18 protein-coding genes are annotated in these 22172 nt (G+C 66.8%); 7 read left to right on the top strand and 11 right to left on the bottom strand.

Features of this window, described 5'->3' with window-relative positions; translation table 11 throughout:
• Nucleotide 1: 1 nt before the first annotated feature.
• Both AC5P9F_RS04890 and AC5P9F_RS04885 read right to left on the bottom strand, forming a co-directional pair.
• A complete protein-coding gene (locus AC5P9F_RS04890; protein WP_006391719.1) occupies nt 2–1069 on the bottom strand; it encodes a LacI family DNA-binding transcriptional regulator in 1068 nt (355 codons plus the stop codon).
• A 39-nt stretch (nt 1070–1108) separates the two neighbouring features.
• Nucleotides 1109–2398, bottom strand: coding sequence for a sugar MFS transporter (locus AC5P9F_RS04885; protein ID WP_109337681.1), 1290 nt, complete (start codon nt 2396–2398; stop codon nt 1109–1111).
• Between the two features lie 378 nt (nt 2399–2776).
• Between AC5P9F_RS04885 and AC5P9F_RS04880 the strand changes: the two genes are divergently transcribed.
• From AC5P9F_RS04880 to AC5P9F_RS04870, 3 genes are all read left to right on the top strand, one after another.
• Nucleotides 2777–3796: a glucokinase family protein gene (locus AC5P9F_RS04880; RefSeq protein ID WP_024957032.1), complete on the top strand. Its 1020-nt coding sequence runs from the start codon at nt 2777–2779 to the stop codon at nt 3794–3796.
• Nucleotides 3797–3939: 143 nt separating this feature from the next.
• Nucleotides 3940–6648: a TonB-dependent receptor gene (locus AC5P9F_RS04875; RefSeq protein WP_005411048.1), complete on the top strand. Its 2709-nt coding sequence runs from the start codon at nt 3940–3942 to the stop codon at nt 6646–6648.
• A gap of 111 nt (nt 6649–6759) precedes the next feature.
• Nucleotides 6760–9117, top strand: a complete 2358-nt coding sequence (locus AC5P9F_RS04870; protein ID WP_109337683.1) for a beta-N-acetylhexosaminidase — start codon at nt 6760–6762, stop codon at nt 9115–9117.
• 105 nt (nt 9118–9222) lie between these two features.
• Here AC5P9F_RS04870 and AC5P9F_RS04865 read toward each other — a convergent pair whose 3' ends face one another.
• Together AC5P9F_RS04865 and AC5P9F_RS04860 are read right to left on the bottom strand one after the other, a co-directional pair.
• Nucleotides 9223–9615, bottom strand: a complete 393-nt coding sequence (locus AC5P9F_RS04865) for a VanZ family protein (protein WP_109337684.1) — start codon at nt 9613–9615, stop codon at nt 9223–9225.
• Nucleotides 9612–10796 (bottom strand): class I SAM-dependent methyltransferase, encoded by a 1185-nt coding sequence (locus AC5P9F_RS04860; RefSeq protein WP_005411051.1) that lies wholly within the window; start codon nt 10794–10796, stop codon nt 9612–9614. Before AC5P9F_RS04860 ends, AC5P9F_RS04865 begins: the two co-directional genes overlap by 4 nt.
• 59 nt (nt 10797–10855) lie before the next feature.
• Between AC5P9F_RS04860 and AC5P9F_RS04855 the strand changes: the two genes are divergently transcribed.
• The gene (locus AC5P9F_RS04855) at nt 10856–11593 is read left to right on the top strand and encodes a pteridine reductase (protein ID WP_005411052.1); all 738 of its coding nucleotides are present in this window, start codon (nt 10856–10858) and stop codon (nt 11591–11593) included.
• A gap of 31 nt (nt 11594–11624) precedes the next feature.
• Here the strand turns inward: AC5P9F_RS04855 and folK are convergent, their stop codons facing one another.
• Nucleotides 11625–12110 carry a 2-amino-4-hydroxy-6-hydroxymethyldihydropteridine diphosphokinase gene (gene folK, locus AC5P9F_RS04850; RefSeq protein WP_012481279.1) on the bottom strand — a complete coding sequence of 162 codons (486 nt, stop codon included), beginning with the start codon at nt 12108–12110 and terminating at the stop codon, nt 11625–11627.
• A 91-nt stretch (nt 12111–12201) separates the two neighbouring features.
• Here folK and AC5P9F_RS04845 point away from each other — a divergent pair, with 91 nt between their 5' ends.
• The gene (locus tag AC5P9F_RS04845) at nt 12202–12945 is read left to right on the top strand and encodes a proteasome-type protease (RefSeq protein ID WP_005414496.1); all 744 of its coding nucleotides are present in this window, start codon (nt 12202–12204) and stop codon (nt 12943–12945) included.
• A gap of 777 nt (nt 12946–13722) precedes the next feature.
• On the top strand, nt 13723–13860 hold the full coding sequence (locus AC5P9F_RS04840; protein ID WP_168759586.1) for a hypothetical protein: 138 nt from the start codon (nt 13723–13725) through the stop codon (nt 13858–13860).
• Nucleotides 13861–14117: 257 nt separating this feature from the next.
• Here the strand turns inward: AC5P9F_RS04840 and AC5P9F_RS04835 are convergent, their stop codons facing one another.
• The 4 genes from AC5P9F_RS04835 to AC5P9F_RS04820 all read right to left on the bottom strand — a co-directional run bounded on the left by AC5P9F_RS04835 (nt 14118) and on the right by AC5P9F_RS04820 (nt 18506).
• Nucleotides 14118–15629, bottom strand: a complete 1512-nt coding sequence (locus AC5P9F_RS04835) for an ATP-binding protein (RefSeq protein ID WP_005414498.1) — start codon at nt 15627–15629, stop codon at nt 14118–14120.
• A gap of 4 nt (nt 15630–15633) precedes the next feature.
• Nucleotides 15634–16074, bottom strand: coding sequence for a response regulator (locus AC5P9F_RS04830; protein WP_005411057.1), 441 nt, complete (start codon nt 16072–16074; stop codon nt 15634–15636).
• Nucleotides 16071–17888 carry a sensor histidine kinase gene (locus AC5P9F_RS04825; protein ID WP_005414500.1) on the bottom strand — a complete coding sequence of 606 codons (1818 nt, stop codon included), beginning with the start codon at nt 17886–17888 and terminating at the stop codon, nt 16071–16073. The genes AC5P9F_RS04830 and AC5P9F_RS04825 overlap by 4 nt, the downstream gene beginning before the upstream one ends.
• A gap of 234 nt (nt 17889–18122) precedes the next feature.
• A complete protein-coding gene (locus AC5P9F_RS04820; protein WP_005411059.1) occupies nt 18123–18506 on the bottom strand; it encodes a BON domain-containing protein in 384 nt (127 codons plus the stop codon).
• Nucleotides 18507–18677: 171 nt separating this feature from the next.
• Between AC5P9F_RS04820 and AC5P9F_RS04815 the strand changes: the two genes are divergently transcribed.
• Nucleotides 18678–19721 (top strand): oxidoreductase, encoded by a 1044-nt coding sequence (locus tag AC5P9F_RS04815; protein ID WP_100438130.1) that lies wholly within the window; start codon nt 18678–18680, stop codon nt 19719–19721.
• Between the two features lie 289 nt (nt 19722–20010).
• On the opposite strand, the gene gnd is transcribed toward AC5P9F_RS04815, so the two are convergent.
• The gene (gnd, locus tag AC5P9F_RS04810) at nt 20011–20916 is read right to left on the bottom strand and encodes a phosphogluconate dehydrogenase (NAD(+)-dependent, decarboxylating) (RefSeq protein WP_005411061.1); all 906 of its coding nucleotides are present in this window, start codon (nt 20914–20916) and stop codon (nt 20011–20013) included.
• A gap of 10 nt (nt 20917–20926) precedes the next feature.
• Entirely contained in the window at nt 20927–22162 is a 1236-nt protein-coding gene (locus AC5P9F_RS04805; RefSeq protein ID WP_060381026.1) for a hypothetical protein, read from the bottom strand.
• Nucleotides 22163–22172: the final 10 nt, after the last annotated feature.

Below are 22172 nucleotides of genomic sequence, written 5' to 3'. Positions count from 1 at the left end.
CTCAGGCAGGATCGGAAGGAAGGGGGCGTGCGCCGGCGGGGCGCATCGGCGCGGTCGAACCACGCACCACCAGCTGCGGCACGAAGCCCTGGTTGTGCAGCGGCGCCGGCGCATCGTCGTAGGCATCGCTGCGCAGTTGCGCGATCAGCAGGCGCGCGGCGTGGCGGGCGATGTCCTCGGTGGCCTGCTTGGCGGTGGTCAGCGGCGGCCACGACTGGCGCGAGAACGGGCTGTCCTCGAACCCGGCAATGGACAGGTCGTAGGGCACGTTCATGCCGGCCGACTTGGCGGCGGCCAGTACGCCGGCGGCGATTTCGTCGTTGGAACCGAAGATGGCGGTAGGTGGCTCGCGCAGCGCCAGCAGGCGGCGCGCACCGCGGAAACCGTCATCGAAGGTGTAGTCGCCCTGCACCACCAGATGCTTGTCCACGGTCATGCCGTAGTCCTTCAGCGCGGCTTCGTAACCGGCATAGCGTTCGCCAGAGGAGCGGTGCGAGATGCCGCCCCAGAGGAAGCCGATGCGCTGGTGACCCAGCTGGATCAGGTGCTCGGTGATCTCATAGGCCGCTTCGCGATCGTCGACGAATACGCAGGCGCCATCGGCCGGGTCTTCGGTGGCAGCGATGATGCGCACCAGCTTGATGCCGCGCGCGGTCAGCGCCTGGATCAGGTCGCGGCGCTCGGACATCGGTGCGGTCAGCACCAGCCCGGCCAGCCGCGAACGCTGCACCCAGTCGGCCAGCTCATCGGCCAACAGCGGCGAGCTGGAGTCGCAGGGATGGATCTGCAGGCCGAAACCGGTCTCGCGGCATGCGGCCAGCACGCCGTTCTGCACACCGATGATGTGGTACGGGTTCGGGTTGTCGTAGACCAGCCCGATCACGAAGGTGGTGCCGCTGCGCAGGTTGCGCGCGGACGGATCGGGCTCGTAATCGAGTTCGGCGATGGCACGCAGCACCCGCGCACGGGTGGCCTGCATCACCGAGGGCTCGTTGTTGATCACCCGCGAGACCGTCTTCAGCGAGACCTTGGCCTTCTCCGCAACGTCCTTGATGGTCGCTCTGCGCATGGGTTTTCCCTGGGGTTGGCTGCCGTCCATCATCGCCGATCAGGCCTTGTCCTGCGGCAGGCCGGCGCGATGCCCGACCACCGAATAGAACAGGATGTACAGGTAGCAGGGCACCATCAGCAGCACGAACACCAGCTGGAAGTCGATGTGCTGCTTGAGCACGGCGAACAGCTGCGGAATGATCGCGCCACCGGCAATGCCCATCACCAGCAGCGCCGAACCGGTCTCGGTGAAGCGGCCCAGGCCACGGATCGCCAGCGGGAAGATCGCCGGCCACATCATGGCGTTGGCAAAACCCAGCAGGGCCACGAAAGCCACCGACACGTAGCCGTGGGTGGCCCAGGCGCCAAGACAGAACACCACGCCCAGCACCGCCGAAATGGTCAGGTAGCGCGACTGCGAGACAACCTTGGGGATCAGCAGCAGGCCGACCACGTAACCGACCAGCATTGCGCCCAAGGTAAGCGAGGTGAACATCTTGGTCTGGTCCAGTGGCAGGTCGAAGCCGTGGCCGTAGGTACCGATGGCATCGCCGGCCATCACCTCCACGCCCACGTACACGAACAGGCACAGCACGCCCAGCCACAGGTGCGGAAACTGGAAGATGCTGCGCCGTTCGGCGGCACCGGCCGCAACCGGCGTGGCATTGGCTTCGGACGACTTGATTTCCGGCAGCGGCGAGAACAGCACGGCCACCGCCAGCAGCACCAGCAGGCCGGCCATGGCCAGGTACGGGGTGTGGATCTTGGCGGCAAACTCGTTCAGCAGCGCGGCCTTTGTGACCGCATCTGCCGCCTGCACCTGCGCATCGAGGTCACCGATGCCGTGCAGCACCAGCGTGCCGATCAGCACCGGCGCCAGCATGCCGGCGATCTTGTTGCAGATGCCCATCAGCGCAATGCGGCGTGCCGCCGTCTCGATCGGGCCGAGGATGGAGATGTAGGGGTTGATCGCGGTCTGCAGCAGGGCCAGGCCACTGCCGATCACGAACAGGCCGCCGAGCGCGCCCGGATACCAGCGCTGGGTGGCGAATTCGCCGAACAACGCGGCACCACCGGCCATCACCAGCAGGCTCAGGCTCAGGCCCTTCTTCATGCCGGTGCGGCGCAGGATCCACGATGACGGCAGGGCCAGGAAGAAGTAGGACAGGTAGAACACCATCAGCACCAGGAAGGCGCCGACCTCGCTGAGTTCGAAGGCGAGCTTGACGAAGGTGATCAGCGGGCCGTTGAGCCAGGTGAAGAAGCCGATCAGGAAGAACAGCACGCCGACGATGGCGATGGAGGTGGCCACGTTCGGGCGCACGCTTGCAGCGGAGACGGCGGACATCGGGAAGGGCTCCTGCGGCGACGGCCGCAGCACGCGGCGTCGGAGAGTGGCTGGGAACAACGTTGTCACATTCTTTCGATGGACAACCGAGGTTTGTCAACTTCCCCGCGAGGCCGCGTGAACCTCGTGCTGCACTGCGCAACCCGATGGCAGCGGGTCGTGCTGAATGCGCCGCAGCCCTTGAGCCCCGTGCAGCAACGGTTCCAGCGTGAAACCCATGCTCACGCCATGTAAACGTTTACTGCACGCCGCATTCGTTGCGACGCAGCAACGAAAGTATCACGAACTCGTTGACATCGTTGTCAGCGCGGTTACAGACTCCGCCCCAATCGCCGCCCTCGAACCTTGGGGACGGCCCCACCTGCAGCAGGAGCCCGCGTGACCGCCAGCCACCCCGCCCCGGCCCATGTCCTGTCCCGAATCGCGCCCTCGTTCCTGGCCGCCGACGTCGGTGGCACCCATGTGCGCGTGGCCCGGGTCCAGGCCAGCGGTGATGCCGCCCATCCGGTGCAGGTGCTGGAGTACCGCAAGTACCGCAACGCCGACCATGCAGGCCTCAGCGCGATCCTGTCCGACTTCCTCGGCGAAGGCCCGCGGCCCACGCACTGCGTGGTCGCCAGTGCCGGCTACGCCCGCGAGGACGGCACGGTGATCACCGCCAACCTGCCGTGGCCGCTGTCGGCGCGCCAGGTGGAAGCCGACGTCGGCCTGCAGCGGGTATTCATCGTCAACGACTTCGAAGCCGTGGCCTATGCCGCTGCGCAGGTTGACGCCAGTGGCGTGCTGCACCTGTGCGGACCGGAAACCGCCGCCCGCGGCCCGACCCTGGTGGTCGGCCCCGGTACCGGCCTCGGCGCCGCGCTGTGGATCCCCACCGCGCACGGCCCGGTGGTGCTCCCGACCGAAGCCGGCCAGCCGACCCTGGCCGCCAGCACCGAACTGGAAATGGCCATCGTCCGCCACATGCAGCGCGACCGCGCGCATGTGTCGATCGAACATGCGATCTCCGGCCCGGGCCTGATGAACCTGTACCGCGCGGTGTGCGCACTGCAGGGCCAGGCGCCGACCCTGGCCAGCCCCGACGCGGTCACCGCTGCGGCCATGGCCGACAGCGATGCACATGCGCGCCAGGCGCTGGATGTGTTCTGCGGCCTGCTCGGCAGCACCATCGGCGACATGGCGCTGTTCTACGGCGCCCATGGTGGCGTCTACCTGGCCGGCGGCATCCTGCCGCAGATCCGCGAATACCTGCACGCCAGCACCTTCGTCGAACGCTACCTGCAGAAGGGGCCGATGGGCGAAGCGCTGGCACGCATCCCGGTGAAGGTCGTCGAGCACGGCCAGCTGGGCGTGGTCGGCGCTGCCAGCTGGTACCTGCAGCAGCAGTCGGCCGCCTGACACCGCAACAGGCTTCAACGCAATCGCAGCACGCAGTACGTGGCACGCCAACGCACGGGACTTCGCCGCCGCCCCGCGCATGTCATCGCAACCGTAATCGAACACCGCCGCCGGCATCCAATCGAGTGATGAGGAGAGACATCATGAACACCCGCAAGACCCTGCTTTCGGCCGCCATCGTCAGCTGCATCGCCTTCAGTGCACATGCGCAGCAGGCCGCCCAGACCGCCACCGACCTGGATACCGTGCAGGTCACCGGCATCCGTGGGTCGATGGAAAAATCGCTGGACACCAAGCGCGAAGCCAATGCGCGCGTGGAAGTGGTCACCGCCGAAGACGTGGGCAAGCTGCCCGCGCACAACGTCGCCGACACCCTGCAGCGCCTGCCGGGCGTGAACATCAGCTCGTCCAGCGCCGACGAAGGCGGCTTCGACGAAGCCGACCGCGTCAGCCTGCGTGGTACCAGCCCGAGCCTGACCCAGACCCTGATCAACGGCCACACCGTCGGCACCGCCGACTGGTTCGTGCTCAGCCAGGGCAACAACGTCGGCCGCAGCGTGAGCTACTCGTTGCTGCCGTCGGAACTGGTGCGCTCGGTGGAAGTGAACAAGTCCTCGCAGGCCAAGCTGCAGGACGGCGGCACCACCGGTACCGTCAACATCCTCACCCGCAAGCCGCTGGAATTCTCCAAGCAGCTCACTGCGGAAGGCTCCATCGGCATGGTGCGTTCGGACCAGGCCAAGTCCAACGACCCGCAGCTGTCGGCACTGTTCAACTACAAGAACGACGAAGGCAACTTCGGCGTGATGGTGCAGGCCTTCAGCCAGAAGCGCGAGCTGCGCCGCGAAGCGCAGGAAATCCCGGGCGGTTTCTTCCAGATCGATCCGAATGGCACCGTGGCCAAGTCCAACCCGGACCTGGCCGGCGTATACGCGCCGGGCCTGCTCGGCTCGACCCTGTTCGAACAGACCCGCGAGCGCAAGGGCGGCCTGGTGTCGCTGCAGTTCAAGCCGATGGACAACCTGACCCTGGGCCTGGAAGGCTTCAGCTCGGAACTGAAGGCGAACAACTACAACCGCAACTTCATGCTGTGGGGTGGCCGCATCCTCAATGACCGCACCGTTGAAGATGCCAATGGCAACAAGATCCTGATTCCGGGCCAGGCCCCGAATCCGGGTTACGTCATCAAGGATGGCGTGCTGTCCAACGCCACCTTCGCCGGCCAGGCCGACCGCGACTACGCGGTGTACGACATGATCTACCGCGAGTCGAAGGCCAAGACCAACTACATCACCTTCGATGCCGACTGGCAGATCAGCGACAACCTGGGCATGAAATTCCAGGCTGGCAGCACCAAGGGCACCGGCGAAACGCCGCGCCAGTACATCGCCGAAGTCAACCTGGCCCGTGGTGGCGGCGCCACCTGGGCAACCCACGGCAACGGCTCGCCGATCGACTGGAACGTCGGGGGCAACATCGGCCCGAGCGGCGTGACCGACTTCGGCACCTGGGGCAACCAGCAGGTCACCGCGATCGACAAGGAAAAGTGGGCCACGCTCGATTTCAACCAGTACTTCGCCGACGCTGGCGTACTGAACTCGATTGATTTCGGCGCCCGCTTCGGCGACCACAAGCGCGAGGCCAAGTCGCCGGAAGGCGCAACCCCGGGCGCGATCTGGAATGCGCTGAAGAACGGCGCCACTGCCAACTTCCCCGGTGGCTTCGCCAACGGCATCGGTGGCAGCTTCCCGCGTGACCTGTGGTACTTCACCCCGGGCGCACTGAAGGAAGCAGTGACCAACAACTCCACCTGGCTGTCCGGCAATGACGGCCCGACCGGCCGCCACAACTACGGCGCCGAGTGGAAGGTGTCCGAGAAGAACTTTGCTGCCTACGTACAGGGCAACTTCAGCGGCGACCGCTGGAGCGGCAACGTCGGCCTGCGCTACGTCAACATCAAGCAGGATATCGATACCTACGCCGCCGCCACCGGCTCGACCGTGCCGGACGTGAGCAGCCTGTTCGGCGCGTGGACCCGCGAAGCTTTCGAGAACAAGCACAACCGTGTGCTGCCGAGCGCCAACTTCAAGTACGACCTGCGTGACGACCTGGTGCTGCGCGTGGCCGCATCGCAGACCCAGACCCTGCCGGACTTCTCGGCACTGGGTGCCTCGTCGTACGGTTCGGACCTGAACCGGACCGGCGGTGGCGGCAATCCGAAGTTGAAGCCGGTGGTGTCGACCAACTTCGACGCCAACCTGGAGTGGTATTTCATGCCGCGCGGCATGTTGTCGATCGGTGCCTACTCGATGCGCCTGAAGGACTACGTCGCCTTCAGCACCGAGAAGGAAATGCTGTTCAGCGAGCTGACCAACCGTCTCGAGGAATACAACATCTCCCGCCCGCGCAATGCCGACGGCAAGGTGCGCGGTATCGAAGTGGCCTATGAGCAGCCGATCGGCGAGTACTTCGGTGTCAATGCCAACTACACCTACGCCGATGGCAGCACCGACCACACCTGGGCCGATGGCAGCGACAACCTGCTGGGTACTTCGAAGAACACCTACAACGTCGGTGCCTACTTCGAGAACGATACCTTCGGTGCACGCGTCAGCTACACCCGCCGTTCGTCGTTCCTGATCGGCCTGTCCGGCGCCAACCCGTACTACCAGGATGACTTCGGCACCCTGTCGGCGTCGCTGAGCTACAAGGCCACCGACTGGCTGAGCATCAGCTTCGATGCGCTCAACCTCAACAACCCGACCTACAAGTACTACCAGACCGCGGCCATCCCGACCTCGTTCTACAGCAACGGTCGCCAGTACTACCTCAACTTCCGCTTCAAGTACTGATCCAGCGGCGGCAACATCGCCGAGTCGTGCACGCACGCCGGGCCTGGGTCATTCCGGGCCCGGCGTTTTTCATGTATAGCGTTCATCGCACCGTTCCAAGGAGTCGTACCGATGGTCAAGCCTTCCCGCGCCCGGATGCGCAGCGCAGTGCTGCTGGGCAGCCTGCTCGCCCTGTTGCCGGCACTGCCGGCACTTGCCGCCGACCCCACACCCGCCACTGAAGCACCCGGCCCCCTGCTGCGCGCCGACAGCCTGATGCTGATTCCCGCCCCGGCCAGCGTGCAGCGCGGCCAGGGCAGCGGCATCACCGTCCGCGCCGACACCGTGCTGCAGGCCGAAGGCGAAGCCGCGCAGCGCGTCGCCAGCCAGTTCGCCGATCTGCTGGCCCGCAGCGGTGGTCCGCGCCTTGCACCAGCCAGGGGCAAGGCGGCAGGCACGTCGAGCAGCATCCGCTTCCAGATCGTGCCCACCTTCCGCGACAGCGGCGAAAGCTACACGCTGGAGAGCACCGCGCAGGGCGTGCTGATCCAGGCCGGCAACGAAACCGGCCTGTTCTACGGCGCGACCACCCTCGCCCAGCTCGCCACCGGCGGCAGCAATGGCGTGCTGCCGGCGGTGCAGATCCAGGACGCGCCGCGCTTCAGCTGGCGCGGTTTCATGCTCGATTCCGCACGTCACTTCCAGAGCCTGGACGAGATCAAGCGCGTGCTCGACGCGATGGCCGCGCACAAGCTCAACACCTTCCACTGGCACCTCACCGACGACCAGGGCTGGCGCATGGAGATCAAGCGCTACCCGAAGCTGACCGACGTGGGCAGCTGCCGCCTGCCGGCCGGCGACGGTGGCATCGATCCGGTCACTGGCAAGGAGCATCCGTATTGCGGCTTCTACACGCAGGACCAGATCCGCGAAGTGATTGCCTATGCGGCGAAGCTGCATATCCAGGTGATTCCGGAAATCGATGTGCCGGGCCACGCGACTGCCGCGATTGCTGCGTATCCGGAGCTGGGCACCATCGATACGCCGTTGAAACCGATCAGTGAATGGGGCGTGTTCCCCAACCTGTTCAACACTGAAGACAGCACCGTCACCTTCCTCGAGAACGTGCTGGAAGAAGTGATCGACCTGTTCCCGGCCAAGTACGTGCACGTCGGTGGCGACGAAGCAGTGAAGGACCAGTGGGAAGCGTCGAAGCAGGTGCAGCAGCGCATGCGTGCGCTGGGCATCAAGGATGAAATGGCCATGCAGAGCCACATCATCAAGCGCCTGGAGACCTTCCTGGAGGAGCACGACCGGCGCCTGATCGGCTGGGATGAGATCCTCGAAGGCGGGCTGCCACCGCAGGCCACGGTGATGTCCTGGCAGGGCACCGAAGGCGGACTGGCTGCGGCCAGCGCCGGCCATGACGTGATCATGTCGCCGGTCGGCTACCTCTATCTGGACTACCTGCAGACGGCCTCGCCGAACGAACCGCCCGGCCGCCCGACCCAGGTCAACCTCGGCAAGCTGTACAACTTCGAGCCGGTGCCGGCCGAGCTGGCCGCTGACAAGCGCGGGCACATCCTCGGCCTGCAGGCCAACATGTTCACCGAGCACACGCGCAGCTACGCACGCCTGCAGCACAACCTGTTCCCACGCCTGGCCGCCGTGGCCGAGACCGGCTGGAGCACGCCGGAACATCGCGATTTCCGCGATTTCCTCGCGCGCCTGCCGTCCCAGCTGCAGCGCTACCGTGCCTGGGGCCTGGCCTATGCGCAGACTCCGTTCGAAGTGGGCGTGGACTACACCGACAATCGCGCGGACAACACGGTGACGGTGTCGCTGGCCAATCCGCTGGGCTATGAAGTGCGCTACAGCACCGATGGCCAGCCGGTGAGCGCGCAGTCACCGCTGTACCAGCAGCCGCTGACCGGAAAACTGCCAACCACCGTGCAGGCTGCCGCGTTCTACCAGGGCCAGATGCTGGCGGCGAAACCGACCATTGCCACCTTCACCGCACAGTCGCTGCTCAGCCGCCGCAGCGATGAGCTGCTCAGCTGCGTGGGCAAGAAGGGCCTGGTGCTGCGCCTGGAAGACGATGGCCCACGCGAAGGCAACCGTGCGGTGTTCAACGTGGACATCTTCCAGCCGTGCTGGCGCTGGCCGCAGGCGCAGTTGGACGGCATTGGCAGCCTGGAAGTCCGCGCGGGGCGTATTCCGTACTACTTCCAGCTTGCCCACGATGAACCCAAGCGTCGCTTCGAGAAGGCCAAGCGCGCGCACGGCGAGATGCAGGTGCGTCGTGGCGACTGCAGCGGCAAGGTGCTCGCGGAAGTGCCGTTGCCGGCCAAGCCGGATGCCGATGGCTTCGTGACGCTGAAGGCAACGCTGCCGAAGGGCACGCAGGGCAGCGGTGACCTGTGCATCAACTTCACCGGCGACACGCGCCCGGCGATGTGGGTGCTGGATGAGGTGACCCTGGGGAAATGACGGCAGGCCTGTCCGGGTGGGTGCCGGCCTTGGTCGGCACCTCGGGCAGAGCATCCACGCATGGCGTGGATCTACGGGTAGGTGCCAACCTGGGTTGGCACGCCTTTACCCGCGCCAGCGCAGCAGCAGGTCGCGCAGCGGGGTCAGCGCGGTGGTCATGCCGGCGAGCACACCGATCGTGTTGGCGATGGCATCCATCGGGTCGGCCATGCGGTTGCTGGTCAGCGCACCCTGGGCAAATTCGATGCCGATGCCCATCAGCACCAGGCCCACGCCCACCCACAGCAGCGGGCGGCCCCGACGGAACAGCTGCACCGCGCTGCCGGCCAGGATGAAATAGGCGAGGAAGTGCTCGCCCTTGTCGCTGTTTTCCGGCAACGGAATCGGCGGCGGTGGAATCAGGCAGACCACGATCACCAGCAGTACTGCCGCCGCCCACAGCCCGGCCCACAACCGCGGCCGCCGCAGCGGCTTGATCGCCGGCAACACCTCGCTCACAGGCGCCAGCTCAGGTCACCCAGCTCGAAGGCCGGTTCGAAGTCGACGCCACGCTGCAGGCCGATGGCCTGGAAGCGCTCGCCCATCTCGGTCGGCAGGGTCAGCTTCTTCACCTGGTCGCGCAGCTGGATGCGGCCGACCTCATCGGTGCGTTCCTCGGCCAGCAGCAGCACCTGGTCCAGGCCGTTGCCGAGCAGGAAGCTGGCCTGGCTGCAGTAGCCGGCCAGCTCGAATCCGCCGTGCATGCCGGCCTCGGCCATCGCGGTGAAATCCACCGACGCGGTGATGTCCTGCAACCCCGGCCAGCGGTGCACGTCGTTGTGCACATGGTGGCGGTAGAACGCACGCACGGTGCCATCGTCGCGGTCGTGCTGGTAGAACTCGCCGCGGCTGTAGCCGTAGTCGACAAACAGCATCGCACCACGCTGCATGCCACCGGCCACCGCCTGCAGCCAGTACGGCAGCTGCGGCAGCACTTCGGAACGGTAGCCCTCGGCGAAAGGCTTTTCCAGGTAGCGCTCGATATGGCGCACCGCACCGTTGAGCAGGATGTCGGCCGGCTGCGCGCCACGGATGAAGTTGCCCTCGGCGTCCAGCTCGACGGTTTCCTCGTAGACCTCGCCATCCCGGATCAGGAAGCGCGGGGTCGGCAGCGCGTCGATCACCTCGTTGGCGAACACCACCCCTTCCCAGTCCTCCTCGAACGGGCGGTCGACCCAGTCCACGCGCGCGGCCAGCTCGGCCGGCAGGTTCTGCTGCAGGCGCTGCTGCTGGCGCTCGCGCAGGTCGGCACTGGGTTCCAGGATGGCGTAGCGCGACGGCAGCGCATCCAGCTCGGCCAGGCGCAGCAGCACCGCCTCGGCAAAGGCGCCGGTACCGCCGCCCAGTTCCAGCATCCGCGCCTGCGCCCCCAGCTGTGCAAATACCGGCGCCAGCGCATTGGCCACGCTGCCGGCGAACAGGCTGCCGAGCTCGGGCGCGGTGGTGAAGTCGCCACTGCCACCGAACTTGCTGGCGCCGGCGCTGTAATAGCCCCAGCCGGGGGTATACAGGCAGAGCTCCATGAAGCGCGAGAACGGCATCGCCCCGCCCTGCGCAAGGATCTCGGCGCGCAGGGCGGCCGCCAGCTGGTCGCTATGGGCCAGGGCATCGGCTTCGGGCAGGGGGAAGGTGGGCTGCATGGCGTCTTCGAATGCGGTGACAATGGTGCACAGGATAGCCGAGCCTTGGAGGACCCTCGATGAGCGATACCCACCCCGTGGTCCTGATCACCGGCAGCGCGCGCCGGATCGGTGCGGCCATCGCCCGCCAGTTCCACGCCTGTGGCTGGTCGGTGGTGCTGCACGCCAATACCTCCAGCGCCGAGCTGCAGCAGGCCGCGTTCGATTTCGACAATGTGCGCCCGGGCAGCGTGCTGGCCCTGCAGGCCGACCTGCGTGACGCCGACGCCCTGGCCGACCTGGTGGAACAGGCCGTCACCCACTTCGGCCGACTGGACGCGCTGGTCAACAACGCCTCCAACTTCTTCCCCACCCCGCTCGGCCAGGTCACCGCCGAGGCGATGGACGAGCTGTACGCGGTCAACGCGCGCGCGCCACTGCTGCTGTCACAGGCGGCGGCGCCCTACCTGCGCCGCCAGCAGGGCTGCATCGTCAACCTGACCGACCTGCACGGCACCGACCCGATGCGCGACCACATCGCCTACACCATGGCCAAGGCTGCGCTGGAGATGGCCACCCGCGCGCTGGCATTGGAGCTGGCGCCGAAGGTGCGTGTGAATGCGGTGGCCCCGGGTGCGATCCTGTGGCCGGAGCAGGGCAAGGACGATTTCGCCCGCGAGGCGTTGCTGGCGCGCACGCCGCTGGCACGGATCGGCACGGTCGAGGAGATCGCCGAAGCGGTCTACTGGCTGGTGGCCGAAGCCAGCTTCGTCACCGGCCACACCCTGCGCGTGGATGGTGGGCGCACGGTCAGTTGAGGTAGTGCCGGCCGCTGGCCGGCAACCGCCGTCATTCCAGGTCCACCACCTCGAACGCTTCGCCAAACTGCGCGTGCGCCCGCCACAGCGTGGCCAGGTCCTGCCCGCTGACCGGGTCGATGAAGCCCGGCGCGATGTCCGCCAGCGGCTTCAGCACGAAGGCATGCTTCAGTTCCGGGCGCGGAATGCGCAGGTGGCCGGGGCCTTCCACCACCAGGTCGCCGTAGAACACCACGTCGATGTCCAGGGTCCGGTCGGAGAAGCGCGGCCCACTGCGATCGCGGCCATGCGCGTCTTCCAGCGCATGCAGCCAGTCGTCCAGTTCCTGCAGCGGCAGATCGGTCTCGATCGCCACCGCATTGTTGAGGAAGGCCGGGCCATCGAAGCCGACCGCGGCAGTACGGTAGGCGGGTGACACCTGCAGTGCGCCAAAGCGCTCGCGCAGGGCCGTCACCGCGGCGTGGAGGTAGCGGCGGGGCTGGACGTTGCTGCCCAGGCTCAGGAGCACGGTGGTCATGCGGTTCAGGTGACGGCACTTGGGGGGCGTGGACATGCCGTCGTCACGGCGGCCTGCCTACAATCCGGGACGCACATGATAGGGCACCGACATGACCTATTGCGTTGGAATCGAGGTGGACGAAGGCCTGGTCTTCGCTGCCGACACCCGGACCAATGCCTCGCTGGACGATGTGCGCGTGCACCGCAAGCTGCACGTGTTCGAGTACCCCGGCCAGGCAGCCTACGTGCTGATGGCGGCTGGCAACCTGGCCACCACCCAGCTGCTGGTGTCACGCCTGGGGCGCGACGCCGGTGAACGGCGCACGCCCAACCTGCGCGACATGACCCATCTGTTCGAAGCTGCCGAGTACGTCGGCCAGCTGCTGGTGGACAGCCAGGTGCACAGCAGCCACAGCGAGCACGGCCATGACGGGGTCAACACCCAGGCGACGCTGATTTTCGGTGGCCAGATCGCTGGCGAGCGGCCCGGGCTGTACATGATCTATCCGCTCGGCAACGCCATCGCCGCTTCGCCGGAGACGCCCTATCTTCAGATCGGTGAGTCCAAGTACGGCAAGCCCATCCTGGACCGCATCCTCAGCCCGGCCACACGCCTGGAGGACGCGGCGCGCACGGCAATCGTGTCGCTGGATTCGACCATTCGCTCCAATCTGTCGGTAGGCCTGCCGATCGACCTGGCGCTGCTGCGTGACGGTGAACTGCGCATCGGACAGCAGCTGCGGCTCGGCGCGGATTCAACGTTGTATGCGGACATCCACCAGAACTGGTCACGGCGCCTGGAACAGGCGGTGGACGCCCTGCCGCGGTTCCCCTGGGAGACCCTGGACCGGTAGTGCCGGCCGCTGGCCGGCAACCGCATTGATTCCACCACACTGGGATGCCGGCCAGCGGCCGGCACTACCGGGGCATCAGCCCAGCGCCTCGGCCCCCGCGCGGAAGACCTGCTGCATCTGCAGCGGCTGGAACAGGCGGTGGACGCCCTGCCATGCTTCCCCTTGGGAAACCGTGGACCGGTAGTGCCGGCCGCTGGCCGGAAACCGCATTGATCCCGCCACACGGGGATGCCGGCCAGCGGCCGGCACTACCGGGGCATCAGCCCAGCGCTTCGGCCACCGCGCGGAAGACCTGCTGCATCTGCAGCGGCTGGAACAGGCGGTGGACGCCCTTCCACGCTTCCCCTGGGAGACCCTGGACCGGTAGTGCCGGCCGCTGGCCGGCAACCGCATTGATCCCGCCCCACAGGGATGCCGGCCAGCGGCCGGCACTACCGGGGCATCAGCCCTGCGCTTCGGCTACGGCGCGGAAGACCAGCTGCATCTGCTGCGGCTGGAACAGGCGGTGGACGCCCTGCCACGCTTCCCCTGGGAAACTGCCGAACGGTAGTGCCGGCCGCTGGCCGGCAACCGCGTTGATTCCACCACACAGGCATACCGGCCAGCGGCCGGCACTACCGGGGCATCAACCCAGTGCTTCGGCCACGGCGCGGAAGACCTGCTGCATCTGCAGCGGCTGGAACAGGCGGTGGACGCCCTGCCACGCTTCCCCTGGGAAACTGCCGAACGGTAGTGCCGGCCGCTGGCCGGCAACCGCGTTGATTCCACCACACTGGGATGCCGGCCAGCGGCCGGCACTACCTGGCATCAGCCCTGCGCTTCGGCTACGGCGCGGAAGACCAGCTGCATCTGCTGCGGCTGGAACAGGCGGTGGACGCCCTGCCACGCTTCCCCTGGGAGACCCTGGACCGGTAGTGCCGGCCGCTGGCCGGCAACCGCATTGATCCCGCCCCACAGGGATGCCGGCCAGCGGCCGGCACTACCGGGGCATCAGCCCTACGCTTCGGCTACGGCGCGGAAGACCTGCTGCATCTGCAGCGGCTGGAACAGGCGGTGGACGCCCTGCCGCGGTTCCCCTGGGAAACTGCCGAACGGTAGTGCCGGCCGCTGGCCGGCAACCGCATTGATTCCACCACACTGGGATGCCGGCCAGCGGCCGGCACTACCTGGCATCAGCCCAGCGCTTCGGCCACGGCGCGGAAGACCTGCTGCATCTGCAGCGGCTTGTGCAGCACATGCACCTCTACGCCGTCCGGGAAGGCATCGGCCGCGACCGGCACTGCCGGGTCTTCCAGTACCAGTGCCGGGCCGCGATAGCCCAACGTCGCCATCTCACCCAGCAGCTGGCTGGCCGGCAGCAGCTTGGAGCCGGCATCGGCAATCACCAGCGCGGGCATCGCCTCCTGCTGCATCCAGCGCAGCGCTGCCGGGCCATCGGAAGCCAACTGCAGCTGGTAGCCCTGGCTGGACAGCGCATTGCCCAGCAGCGATAGGCGCGTGGCTTCGCCATCGACCACCAGGATCGATTGGCCGCTGCCCAAGGCCACCAGCTGTTCGATCGGCTCGCTGCCATCGATGGCCTCGTGCATCGGCAGGCGCAGTTCGAAGCAGGTGCCCTGCCCCGGCTGGCTGCTGACGTGAATGCTGCCGCCGGCACCTTCGACGATACGCTTGCAGGAAATCAGCCCCAGGCCAGTGCCGTCGGCCTTGGTGGTGAAGAACGGATTGAACAGGTGCGACAGCGTGTCCGCATCCATGCCGATGCCTTCGTCGGCGACCCGTATGTGCATCCAGTCCACGCCATCGCGATGGCCGGCATGGCTGGCAGTCAGGCTCAGGCGACCACCGTTGGGCATCGCCTGTATCGCGTTGAGCGCCAGGTTCAGCATCACCTGCTGCAGTTCGGTGTAGTTGGCGTCGACCACCAGGCCTTCGTCCTGCACCTGCAATTCCAGGCGCACCGCATCAGGCACGTTGCTGCGCAACAGCAGTGCCACCGCATCGAACAGGCCATCGATCTCGATGCGCTCGCTCGGCTTGCGCGAACCGCGCACGAACGACAGCATCGATTCGGCCATCTCATGGCCACGGCGGCCGCACTCGGCGATGACATCGGCCAGGTGGTGCAGCTGCGGATCGTCGGTACGCGCCTTGAGCAGGTCCGGCATGATCAGCAACGGCTGCAGGATGTTGCGCAGGTCGTGGCTGAGCCCGGCTGCGAGCAGCGACAGGCTTTCCAGGCGCTGTGCGCGCATCAGCTCGGTTTCCACCCGTGCGCGCTCGATCGCGCTGCGTGCATCGCGGATCGCACGTGCCACCGCCGACGGCAGGCGCGCCGGCTGGTGCTTGATGATGTAGTCATTGGCGCCCTTCTGCAGCGCCGCCACCGCATTCTCCTCACCCATGGTGCCGGAGACGAAGATGAAGGGTATTTCCGGCGAGGTCTCGCGCACGATGCGCAGCGCATCATCACCGGAAAACCCCGGCATGCTCAGGTCGGACAGCACGATGTCCGGCTGGAACGCGGCCAGTGCCTGGCGCAGTTCGGCCTCGCTCTCGACACGCTCGAAGCGGGCCTCCAGGCCCGCATCGAGCATCTGTTCGGACATCAGCTCGGCATCTTCCGGTGAGTCCTCCACCAGCAGGATGCGCAGCGCCCCCAGGGCGGGACCGGTCAAGGGCATGGGCTCACTCGAGTTCCGGTGCCTGGTTGATCAACGCCCAGAACTTGCCCAGCGTCTGTACGGCGCCGAAGAACTGGTCCACGTCCACTGGCTTGACCACATAGGCATTCACGCCCATGTCCCAGCTCCGGGCCAGATCGCTTTCCTCGCGCGAGGACGACAGGATCACCACCGGCAGGCGCTTGAGCTCTTCGTGTTCGCGGATCTGCCGCAGCACTTCCAGGCCATCCATGCGCGGCATCTTGATGTCCAGCAGCAGCACCGCCGGCAGGCCTTCCTCGCGGTTGGCGAAGGCACCACGGCGCAACAGGTAGTCCATCACTTCCACGCCATCCTCGACGTGCACGATGGGGTTGGCCAGACGCGCCTCTTCCAGGGCGTCGATCGCCATTTCGGCGTCGGCCGGGCTGTCTTCGGCGAGAAGAATGGTGCGCAAAGTGGTCATGCAGAAGGCCCTTGTTTGTCCGCATCGATCGCGGGAGGCAGGTAGAAGTGGAAGGTGGCGCCGACGTCCGGTTCAGCCTCGGCCCAGATACGGCCGCCATGACGGGTGAGCACGCGGCGCACGCTGGCCAGGCCGATGCCGGTACCCGGGTAGTCGCTGGCCTTGTGCAGGCGCTGGAACACGCCGAACAGTTTGCCGGCATAAGCCATGTCAAAGCCTGCACCATTGTCGCTGACCGTGAACTGATGACCGCCGTCAGGCTGCGGCTGGTAGTCCACGCGAATCTTCGCCGGTTCGCGGTTGCCCGAGTACTTCACCGCGTTGCCGAGCAGGTTCAGCCAGACCTGGCGGATCATGTTCTCATCGCCGACCACGATCGGCAGCGGCGCGATGCTCCACTCCACCTGATGCACATGGCCACTGTTCTCCGCCTCGGCCTGCAGGTTGGAATCGAGCATGGCGCGGGTATCGGCCACCAGCGACTGCATGTCCACCGCCTGCTGGCGCATCGCCGCGCGGCCCAGGCGCGAGTAGACCAGCAGGTCATCGATCAGCGCCGCCATGCGCCGGGCCGAACTGGAGATCACGTCCAGGTAATGACGGCTCTTGTCATCGGCAGCGTCGCCCAGGTGGCGCGACAGCTTGTCGGAGAATCCAGCGACGTGGCGCAGCGGTGCGCGCAGGTCGTGCGAGACCGAGTAGCTGAAGGCTTCCAGTTCCCTGTTGACCTCGGACACCTGCGCGACCTTGCCTTCCAGCTGGCGGTTGAGCTCTTCAACGCGCAGCTGGACTGCGCGTTGCATGGTGACATCGCTGACCGTCAGCAGCACCACTTCATCATCGGTATCGGGCAGCGGCATGCGCCGTGCGTTCAGCAGCATGTAGCGCGCCATGCCGTCGGCGGTGCGCTGTTCGTGCTCGAAATCCCACAGCTCGCGGCCGCGCAGCAGCACGTCGGACAGGCGTTGGCGCACGACGGCGTCCTTCCAGGCACCGTCGCCGACGCCTTCCAGCAGCAGGCCATCGGCGCGTTCGTCCTGCAGCCCGTACAGCTCGGCGAAGGCGGGGTTATGCAACTGCACGCGCAGGTCGCGGTCGAGCAGCACGATGGGTTCGCGCACGGTCTGCAACACCGATGCCGCGCGTGCCGCCGAGCGCAGCGATTGGCGTTCGGCGTGCAGGCGCCGCCCGATCTGCCGCTGCAGGAGCCAAAGCACCAGGCCGAGCAGTCCCAGCTGGATCACCAGCGAACTCCAAGACACCAGCTCGGTCTGCTTGCGCTGGCGCGCCGCCTGCTCGGCCCGCAGTGTCAACAGTTGCTGTTCGCTGGCCTGGAGTTCTTCCACCAGGCCACGGATCGGATAGCGCGTGCTCAGGTCCTTCACCAGCTCGCGTTGATCGCTGTTGGGTTCAGATCTGGCCAGCTCGCGGGCAAGCGCCATCCGTCCTTCCAGCATCGATTCGATACGGCCGATGCGGATCAGCTGGTCGGGGTTGTCGCGGGTCATCCGCCCCAGTTCGGCCAAGCGACCGGGAATGTCGTTGGCTGCGGCCATGCGCTCACGCAGCCCGGGTGCGTCCACGCCCTTGGACAGCGTCAATGCGGCCGATTCGACGTCGCGCACATCAGCCTGGAGCTGCTGCAGGGCCACGCCCACCGCCTGGGTATGGTTGACCCAGGCCATTGCCTGCTCGTTGTCCTGCTGCAGTTTGCGCAGGGTCAACCACGGCACCACGATGATCGCTGCGGCCGCCAGCGCCAGGGCCGGCAACCGCCAGCGGTCCCAGATGTCGTCACTGAAAACCAGCGCCATAGTTCCTCTTCAGCACGGCCGCAGGGCGTCGGCCGGACCCTGTCCGGCTGCGGCGGAACCGGCAATATAGCGCAGGCGGTCACAACGCAGGGGTTTCCCCCCTGGTTGGCTGAACAGGTTCGCAGTCCTCAGACCTGTAGAGCCGGGCCATGCTCGGCTGCCTTGGAGTTCCAGCCGAACATGGCCGCGGCCCTACAGCTCAACGGGCGCCCCGCGAGGGGGCGCCCATCAGGTTCAGCGCTTGGCGGCAGCGCTGACCTTCAATGCGGCTGCATCAACGCGGGTCACGCCCTTGATGCCCTTGGCGGTGGTGACGGCCTTGTCCTTCTCGGCCTGGCTCGCTACGGCACCGCTCAGGCTGACCACGCCGTTCACGGTTTCCACCTTGATTTCGGTACCCGGAACGTTGCTGCTGGCGAGCAGGTCGGCCTTCACCTTGGTGGTGATCCAGGTATCGGTCACCGGCTCGTTGGAATCGTGGCGATCAGCATGGGTCGCCGGGTGCGCGCTGGTCGGCGGGCTCTTCGCGGCCGGATCCTTGGCGAATGCGGCCGAGGAGGACAGCGCCAGGCCCAGCGTCAGGGCGGAGGCAATCAGCGTGCGGGTCGTATTGCTCATCGTGTCGTACTCCTTCGGAATGTGCTGCCAGTCTGGACAACCCGGCGTAGAGCAGGCGTGGGGTTGCGGTCATGCCGCTGTGAATCGGGCTATCTGCAACGACAACCGTTCAGCTTTGGCCCGTGAGCCCGCGTCGTTTACCCTGCCCTTCCCCACTGCCGGAGCTCTGTCATGCGCCCCGACCTGCAACTGGCCCTGATCGGCTACGGCCTCGCCGGCCGTGTCTTCCACGCACCGCTGATCCAGCACACACCCGGCCTGGTGCTGCACAGCATCGTCAGTTCGCAGCGAGACACGTTGCTGCGCGCGTTCAGTGACGTGCACGTGCGTGCCACGCCGCAGGAGGTGTTCGACGACCCGGCGGTGGATGCCGTAGTGATCGCCACGCCCAATGAACAGCACGCGCCGCTGGCGATCGCAGCGCTGGCCGCCGGCAAGCACGTGCTGGTCGACAAGCCGTTCGCGCTGGATGTCGCTGAAGCCGAAGCCGTTCTGGCTGCGGCACGCGATGCCGGACGCATCGCCACCGTCTTCCAGAACCGGCGCTTCGATGCCGACTTCCTCACGCTGCAGGCGCTGCTTGCGGACGGGACACTGGGCGACATCGCCGAGTGCCATGTGCATTTCGATCGCTATCGCCCGCAGGTGCGTGACCGCTGGCGCGAGCAGGACGGTCCCGGCAGTGGCCTGTGGTACGACCTGGGCCCGCACCTGCTGGACCAGATGCTGGTGCTGTTCGGCTGGCCCGAAGCGATCGATGCTGATCTGGCCGTGCAGCGCGATGGCGGCAGCGCCATCGATTACTTCCACGCCGTGCTGCACTACCCGCGGCATCGCGCGATCGTGCATTCCGGTTCCCTGGTGGCAGCTCCCACGCCGCATTTCAGCGTGCATGGCAGCAAGGCCAGTTGGATCAAGCACGGCCTGGATGTACAGGAAGCGCAGCTGCGCCGCGGTGTGGCGCCCGGTGCGCCCGGCTGGGGCATCGACCCGCGGCATGGCGAGCTGGTGCGCTGTGATGCCGAGGACAACGTGCAGCGCAGCACCGTCGACAATCTGCCCGGTGACTACCGTCGGTTGTATGCGCAGTTCGCCGCGGCCATGCATGGCGACGGCGAAGCCACGGTCGATCCGGTGCAGGCGCTGCAGCTGATGCGGCTGCTGCAGGCAGGCATGGACAGTGCGCGCGAAGGGCGGCGGATCGCGTTGGGGTGATCGGCAGGGCTGCGCCCTGCACCCGTGGTAGTGCCGGCCGCTGGCCGGCAACCTCAACAGCAACGGCAAAAACCGGCAATCCGTGAGATGGCAGGATGGGTCCGGTTGCGGGAGCCGGACCCACCCCGCCTTCGACAGAGTCCCGCGCCCGACGGTAGGTGTCGACCTTGGTCGACACATCGACGTGGAAGCCATCGGAGACGGCTTTTGCAGAGTCGAGCCATGCTCGACTGCCTGCATGGGGTCAGAGCCCTTTCCTGCGGAAAGGGATCCGACCCCGGCTTCGTGCTTACGATTTCTTGATCGCGTGGCCGCCGAACTCGTTGCGCATCGCCGACAGCAGGCGGTCGGTGAACGAATTGGATTCGCGCGAGCGCAGGCGTTCCAGAAGCGACAAGGTGATCACCGGTGCCGGCACATCGAGCGCGATCGCTTCGGCCACGGTCCAGCGGCCTTCACCGGAATCCTCCACGTACGGGGCAATGCCATCAAGCGAAGGATTGCGCTTGAGGGCTTCGGTGCTCAGGTCCAGCAGCCACGAACGCACCACGCTGCCGTGGCGCCAGACTTCGGCCACCTGGGCCAGGTCCAGTTCCATTTCCTGCTTGCGCTCCATCAGCGCGAAGCCCTCCGCGTAGGCCTGCATCATTCCGTACTCGATGCCGTTGTGGACCATCTTGGTGAAGTGGCCAGCGCCGGACGGGCCGACACGACCCCAGCCACGGTCTTCGGCCGGTGCCAGCGTGCGCAGCAGCGGTGCGATCTGCTCCACCACCGCCGCTTCACCACCGACCATCAGGCTGTAGCCTTCCTGCAGGCCCCACACGCCACCGCTGGTGCCGCAGTCGACGTAGCCCAGGTCGTCTTCGGCCAGCGCCTTGGCGCGACGGATCGAGTCCTGGTAGTTGGAGTTGCCGCCGTCGATGACGATGTCACCCTCGGCCAGGTGCGGAGTCAGCTGACCCAGGGTCTGGTCGACGGTTTCGCCGGCCGGCACCATCAGCCACACCACGCGCGGCACCGGCAGCGCGGCCACCGCGGCGGCCAGCGAATCGACCACCTCCAGGCCGGCCTCGGCGGCGCGCTGGCGGGCACCTTCGCCCGGGTCGTAGCCGACGACGCGGTGGCCGCCGCGATGCAGGCGCTGGGCCATGTTGGCGCCCATGCGGCCGAGGCCGATCATTGCAATATCCATTGTTTCACCTTCAGTTGGGGTCTAGGGTCAGGCTGCCTGGCCTGCCGGTAGCCGCGCAGTGGCGCAGCTGCGCCTCGCGCCAACGCCGGTAGAGCGTGGTATGCAGATTGTGCACCGCCAGGTCGATCGAAAAGGGGGTTCGCGGGTTGCGGTCAAGCAGGCGGGCGATGTGGTAGCCGATGGGACGTATACCGCGCGGATGCACATAGATCACGAACTGCTGGTAGAACGGATCGTCCAGCAGGCGGTCCATGCGTGCCAGCGTGGCGTGGTAGCGCGGTTCCAGCCGTGCACGAAGGTCCGGGTCGCGCTCGAACAACAGGCGTTCGAAGTAGCGCCGGCCGATACGCGGGATGTCCTGCGCCAGCGCCCACAGCTCGGCATTGCGCTGGTCGTACCAGGCAAGGCCGCCGTGCGCGGCCAACGCCTGCGCGGCCTCCTCGCCCACCGACACCACCACGAAGTTTTCGGCCTGGTTGCTCAGGTCGTCCAGCATGCCCTTGTCGTACACATGTTCGATGAAACCAGGCACACCGACGAAGGCCTGGCGGCCCATCGCCGAGGTGCGCACCGCCTTGCCATCGGCGAAGTAGTCACCGGCGTGTGCGCCAAGCAGGATGCTGTCGGTATCGTGCAGCGCGAGGAACGTACCGATCGACAGTTCTTCTGCGGAGAATCCAGCGTCGAAGGCCGCATCGCCATACAGCTCGCGCTGTGTGGCCAGTTGTGCGACCTGGCGACCGACTCCACATTCGGCGCGTACATTGCCGCTGTAGAACGCCTGCAGCGCCTGGCTGTTGCCCTTGATGGGCACGAAACCACGGCCGAAGCTTCGCGTGCGCTGCCAGCCTTGCGCGTGTGCTCCGTGCAGGCCGAAGCCGATCCAACCGAGCTGCAGGCCAGAGAAGCGGAATCCTGCATTGCCCTGCAGTGCAGCAGCGGCACGTTGCGTGGCTGCACCCAGCTGGAAGGCGTAGGCGCAAACCGTAGCCGGATCGTCCAGCACCTGCTGCAGCAACGCCTTGCGCGCTGCAGCGGGCATGTCCGCCGGCCATTGCACGCGCAGATCGCCTGCCGCCTGAGCGTCCGGCAGCGACGCGCGCGTGCACACAGGGCCACCATGCACCTGCGGTGTACCGATCGCGCGTGTTTCGAAGTGCCACCCCAGGCGCTGCAGCAGGCCTTGGGTACAGTCCAGCGGCGTGGCTGCCGCGCCCAGCGCCGGCAGCAGCAGGGCCACGCCCATCCATCTGCCG

The organism is Stenotrophomonas sp. YJH_SMC_4 (assembly GCF_059371575.1).
Note: the sequence above shows the minus strand (reverse complement) of the source record. Positions and strands in the feature narration are given on the sequence as shown.

Excerpts from the sequence above, each read along its gene's own strand:
- gnd (WP_005411061.1), bottom strand. The coding sequence starts at position 20,916 with ATGGATATTGCAATGATCGGCCTCGGCCGCATGGGCGCCAACATGGCC.
- AC5P9F_RS04825 (WP_005414500.1), bottom strand. The coding sequence starts at position 17,888 with ATGGCGCTGGTTTTCAGTGACGACATCTGGGACCGCTGGCGGTTGCCG.
- AC5P9F_RS04805 (WP_060381026.1), bottom strand. The coding sequence starts at position 22,162 with ATGGGCGTGGCCCTGCTGCTGCCGGCGCTGGGCGCGGCAGCCACGCCG.
- AC5P9F_RS04835 (WP_005414498.1), bottom strand. The coding sequence starts at position 15,629 with ATGCCCTTGACCGGTCCCGCCCTGGGGGCGCTGCGCATCCTGCTGGTG.
- AC5P9F_RS04855 (WP_005411052.1), top strand. The coding sequence starts at position 10,856 with ATGAGCGATACCCACCCCGTGGTCCTGATCACCGGCAGCGCGCGCCGG.
- AC5P9F_RS04840 (WP_168759586.1), top strand. The coding sequence starts at position 13,723 with ATGCCGGCCAGCGGCCGGCACTACCTGGCATCAGCCCTGCGCTTCGGC.
- AC5P9F_RS04860 (WP_005411051.1), bottom strand. The coding sequence starts at position 10,796 with ATGCAGCCCACCTTCCCCCTGCCCGAAGCCGATGCCCTGGCCCATAGC.
- folK (WP_012481279.1), bottom strand. The coding sequence starts at position 12,110 with ATGACCACCGTGCTCCTGAGCCTGGGCAGCAACGTCCAGCCCCGCCGC.
- AC5P9F_RS04845 (WP_005414496.1), top strand. The coding sequence starts at position 12,202 with ATGACCTATTGCGTTGGAATCGAGGTGGACGAAGGCCTGGTCTTCGCT.
- AC5P9F_RS04870 (WP_109337683.1), top strand. The coding sequence starts at position 6,760 with ATGGTCAAGCCTTCCCGCGCCCGGATGCGCAGCGCAGTGCTGCTGGGC.
- AC5P9F_RS04815 (WP_100438130.1), top strand. The coding sequence starts at position 18,678 with ATGCGCCCCGACCTGCAACTGGCCCTGATCGGCTACGGCCTCGCCGGC.
- AC5P9F_RS04820 (WP_005411059.1), bottom strand. The coding sequence starts at position 18,506 with ATGAGCAATACGACCCGCACGCTGATTGCCTCCGCCCTGACGCTGGGC.
- AC5P9F_RS04890 (WP_006391719.1), bottom strand. The coding sequence starts at position 1,069 with ATGCGCAGAGCGACCATCAAGGACGTTGCGGAGAAGGCCAAGGTCTCG.
- AC5P9F_RS04830 (WP_005411057.1), bottom strand. The coding sequence starts at position 16,074 with ATGACCACTTTGCGCACCATTCTTCTCGCCGAAGACAGCCCGGCCGAC.
- AC5P9F_RS04885 (WP_109337681.1), bottom strand. The coding sequence starts at position 2,398 with ATGTCCGCCGTCTCCGCTGCAAGCGTGCGCCCGAACGTGGCCACCTCC.
- AC5P9F_RS04875 (WP_005411048.1), top strand. The coding sequence starts at position 3,940 with ATGAACACCCGCAAGACCCTGCTTTCGGCCGCCATCGTCAGCTGCATC.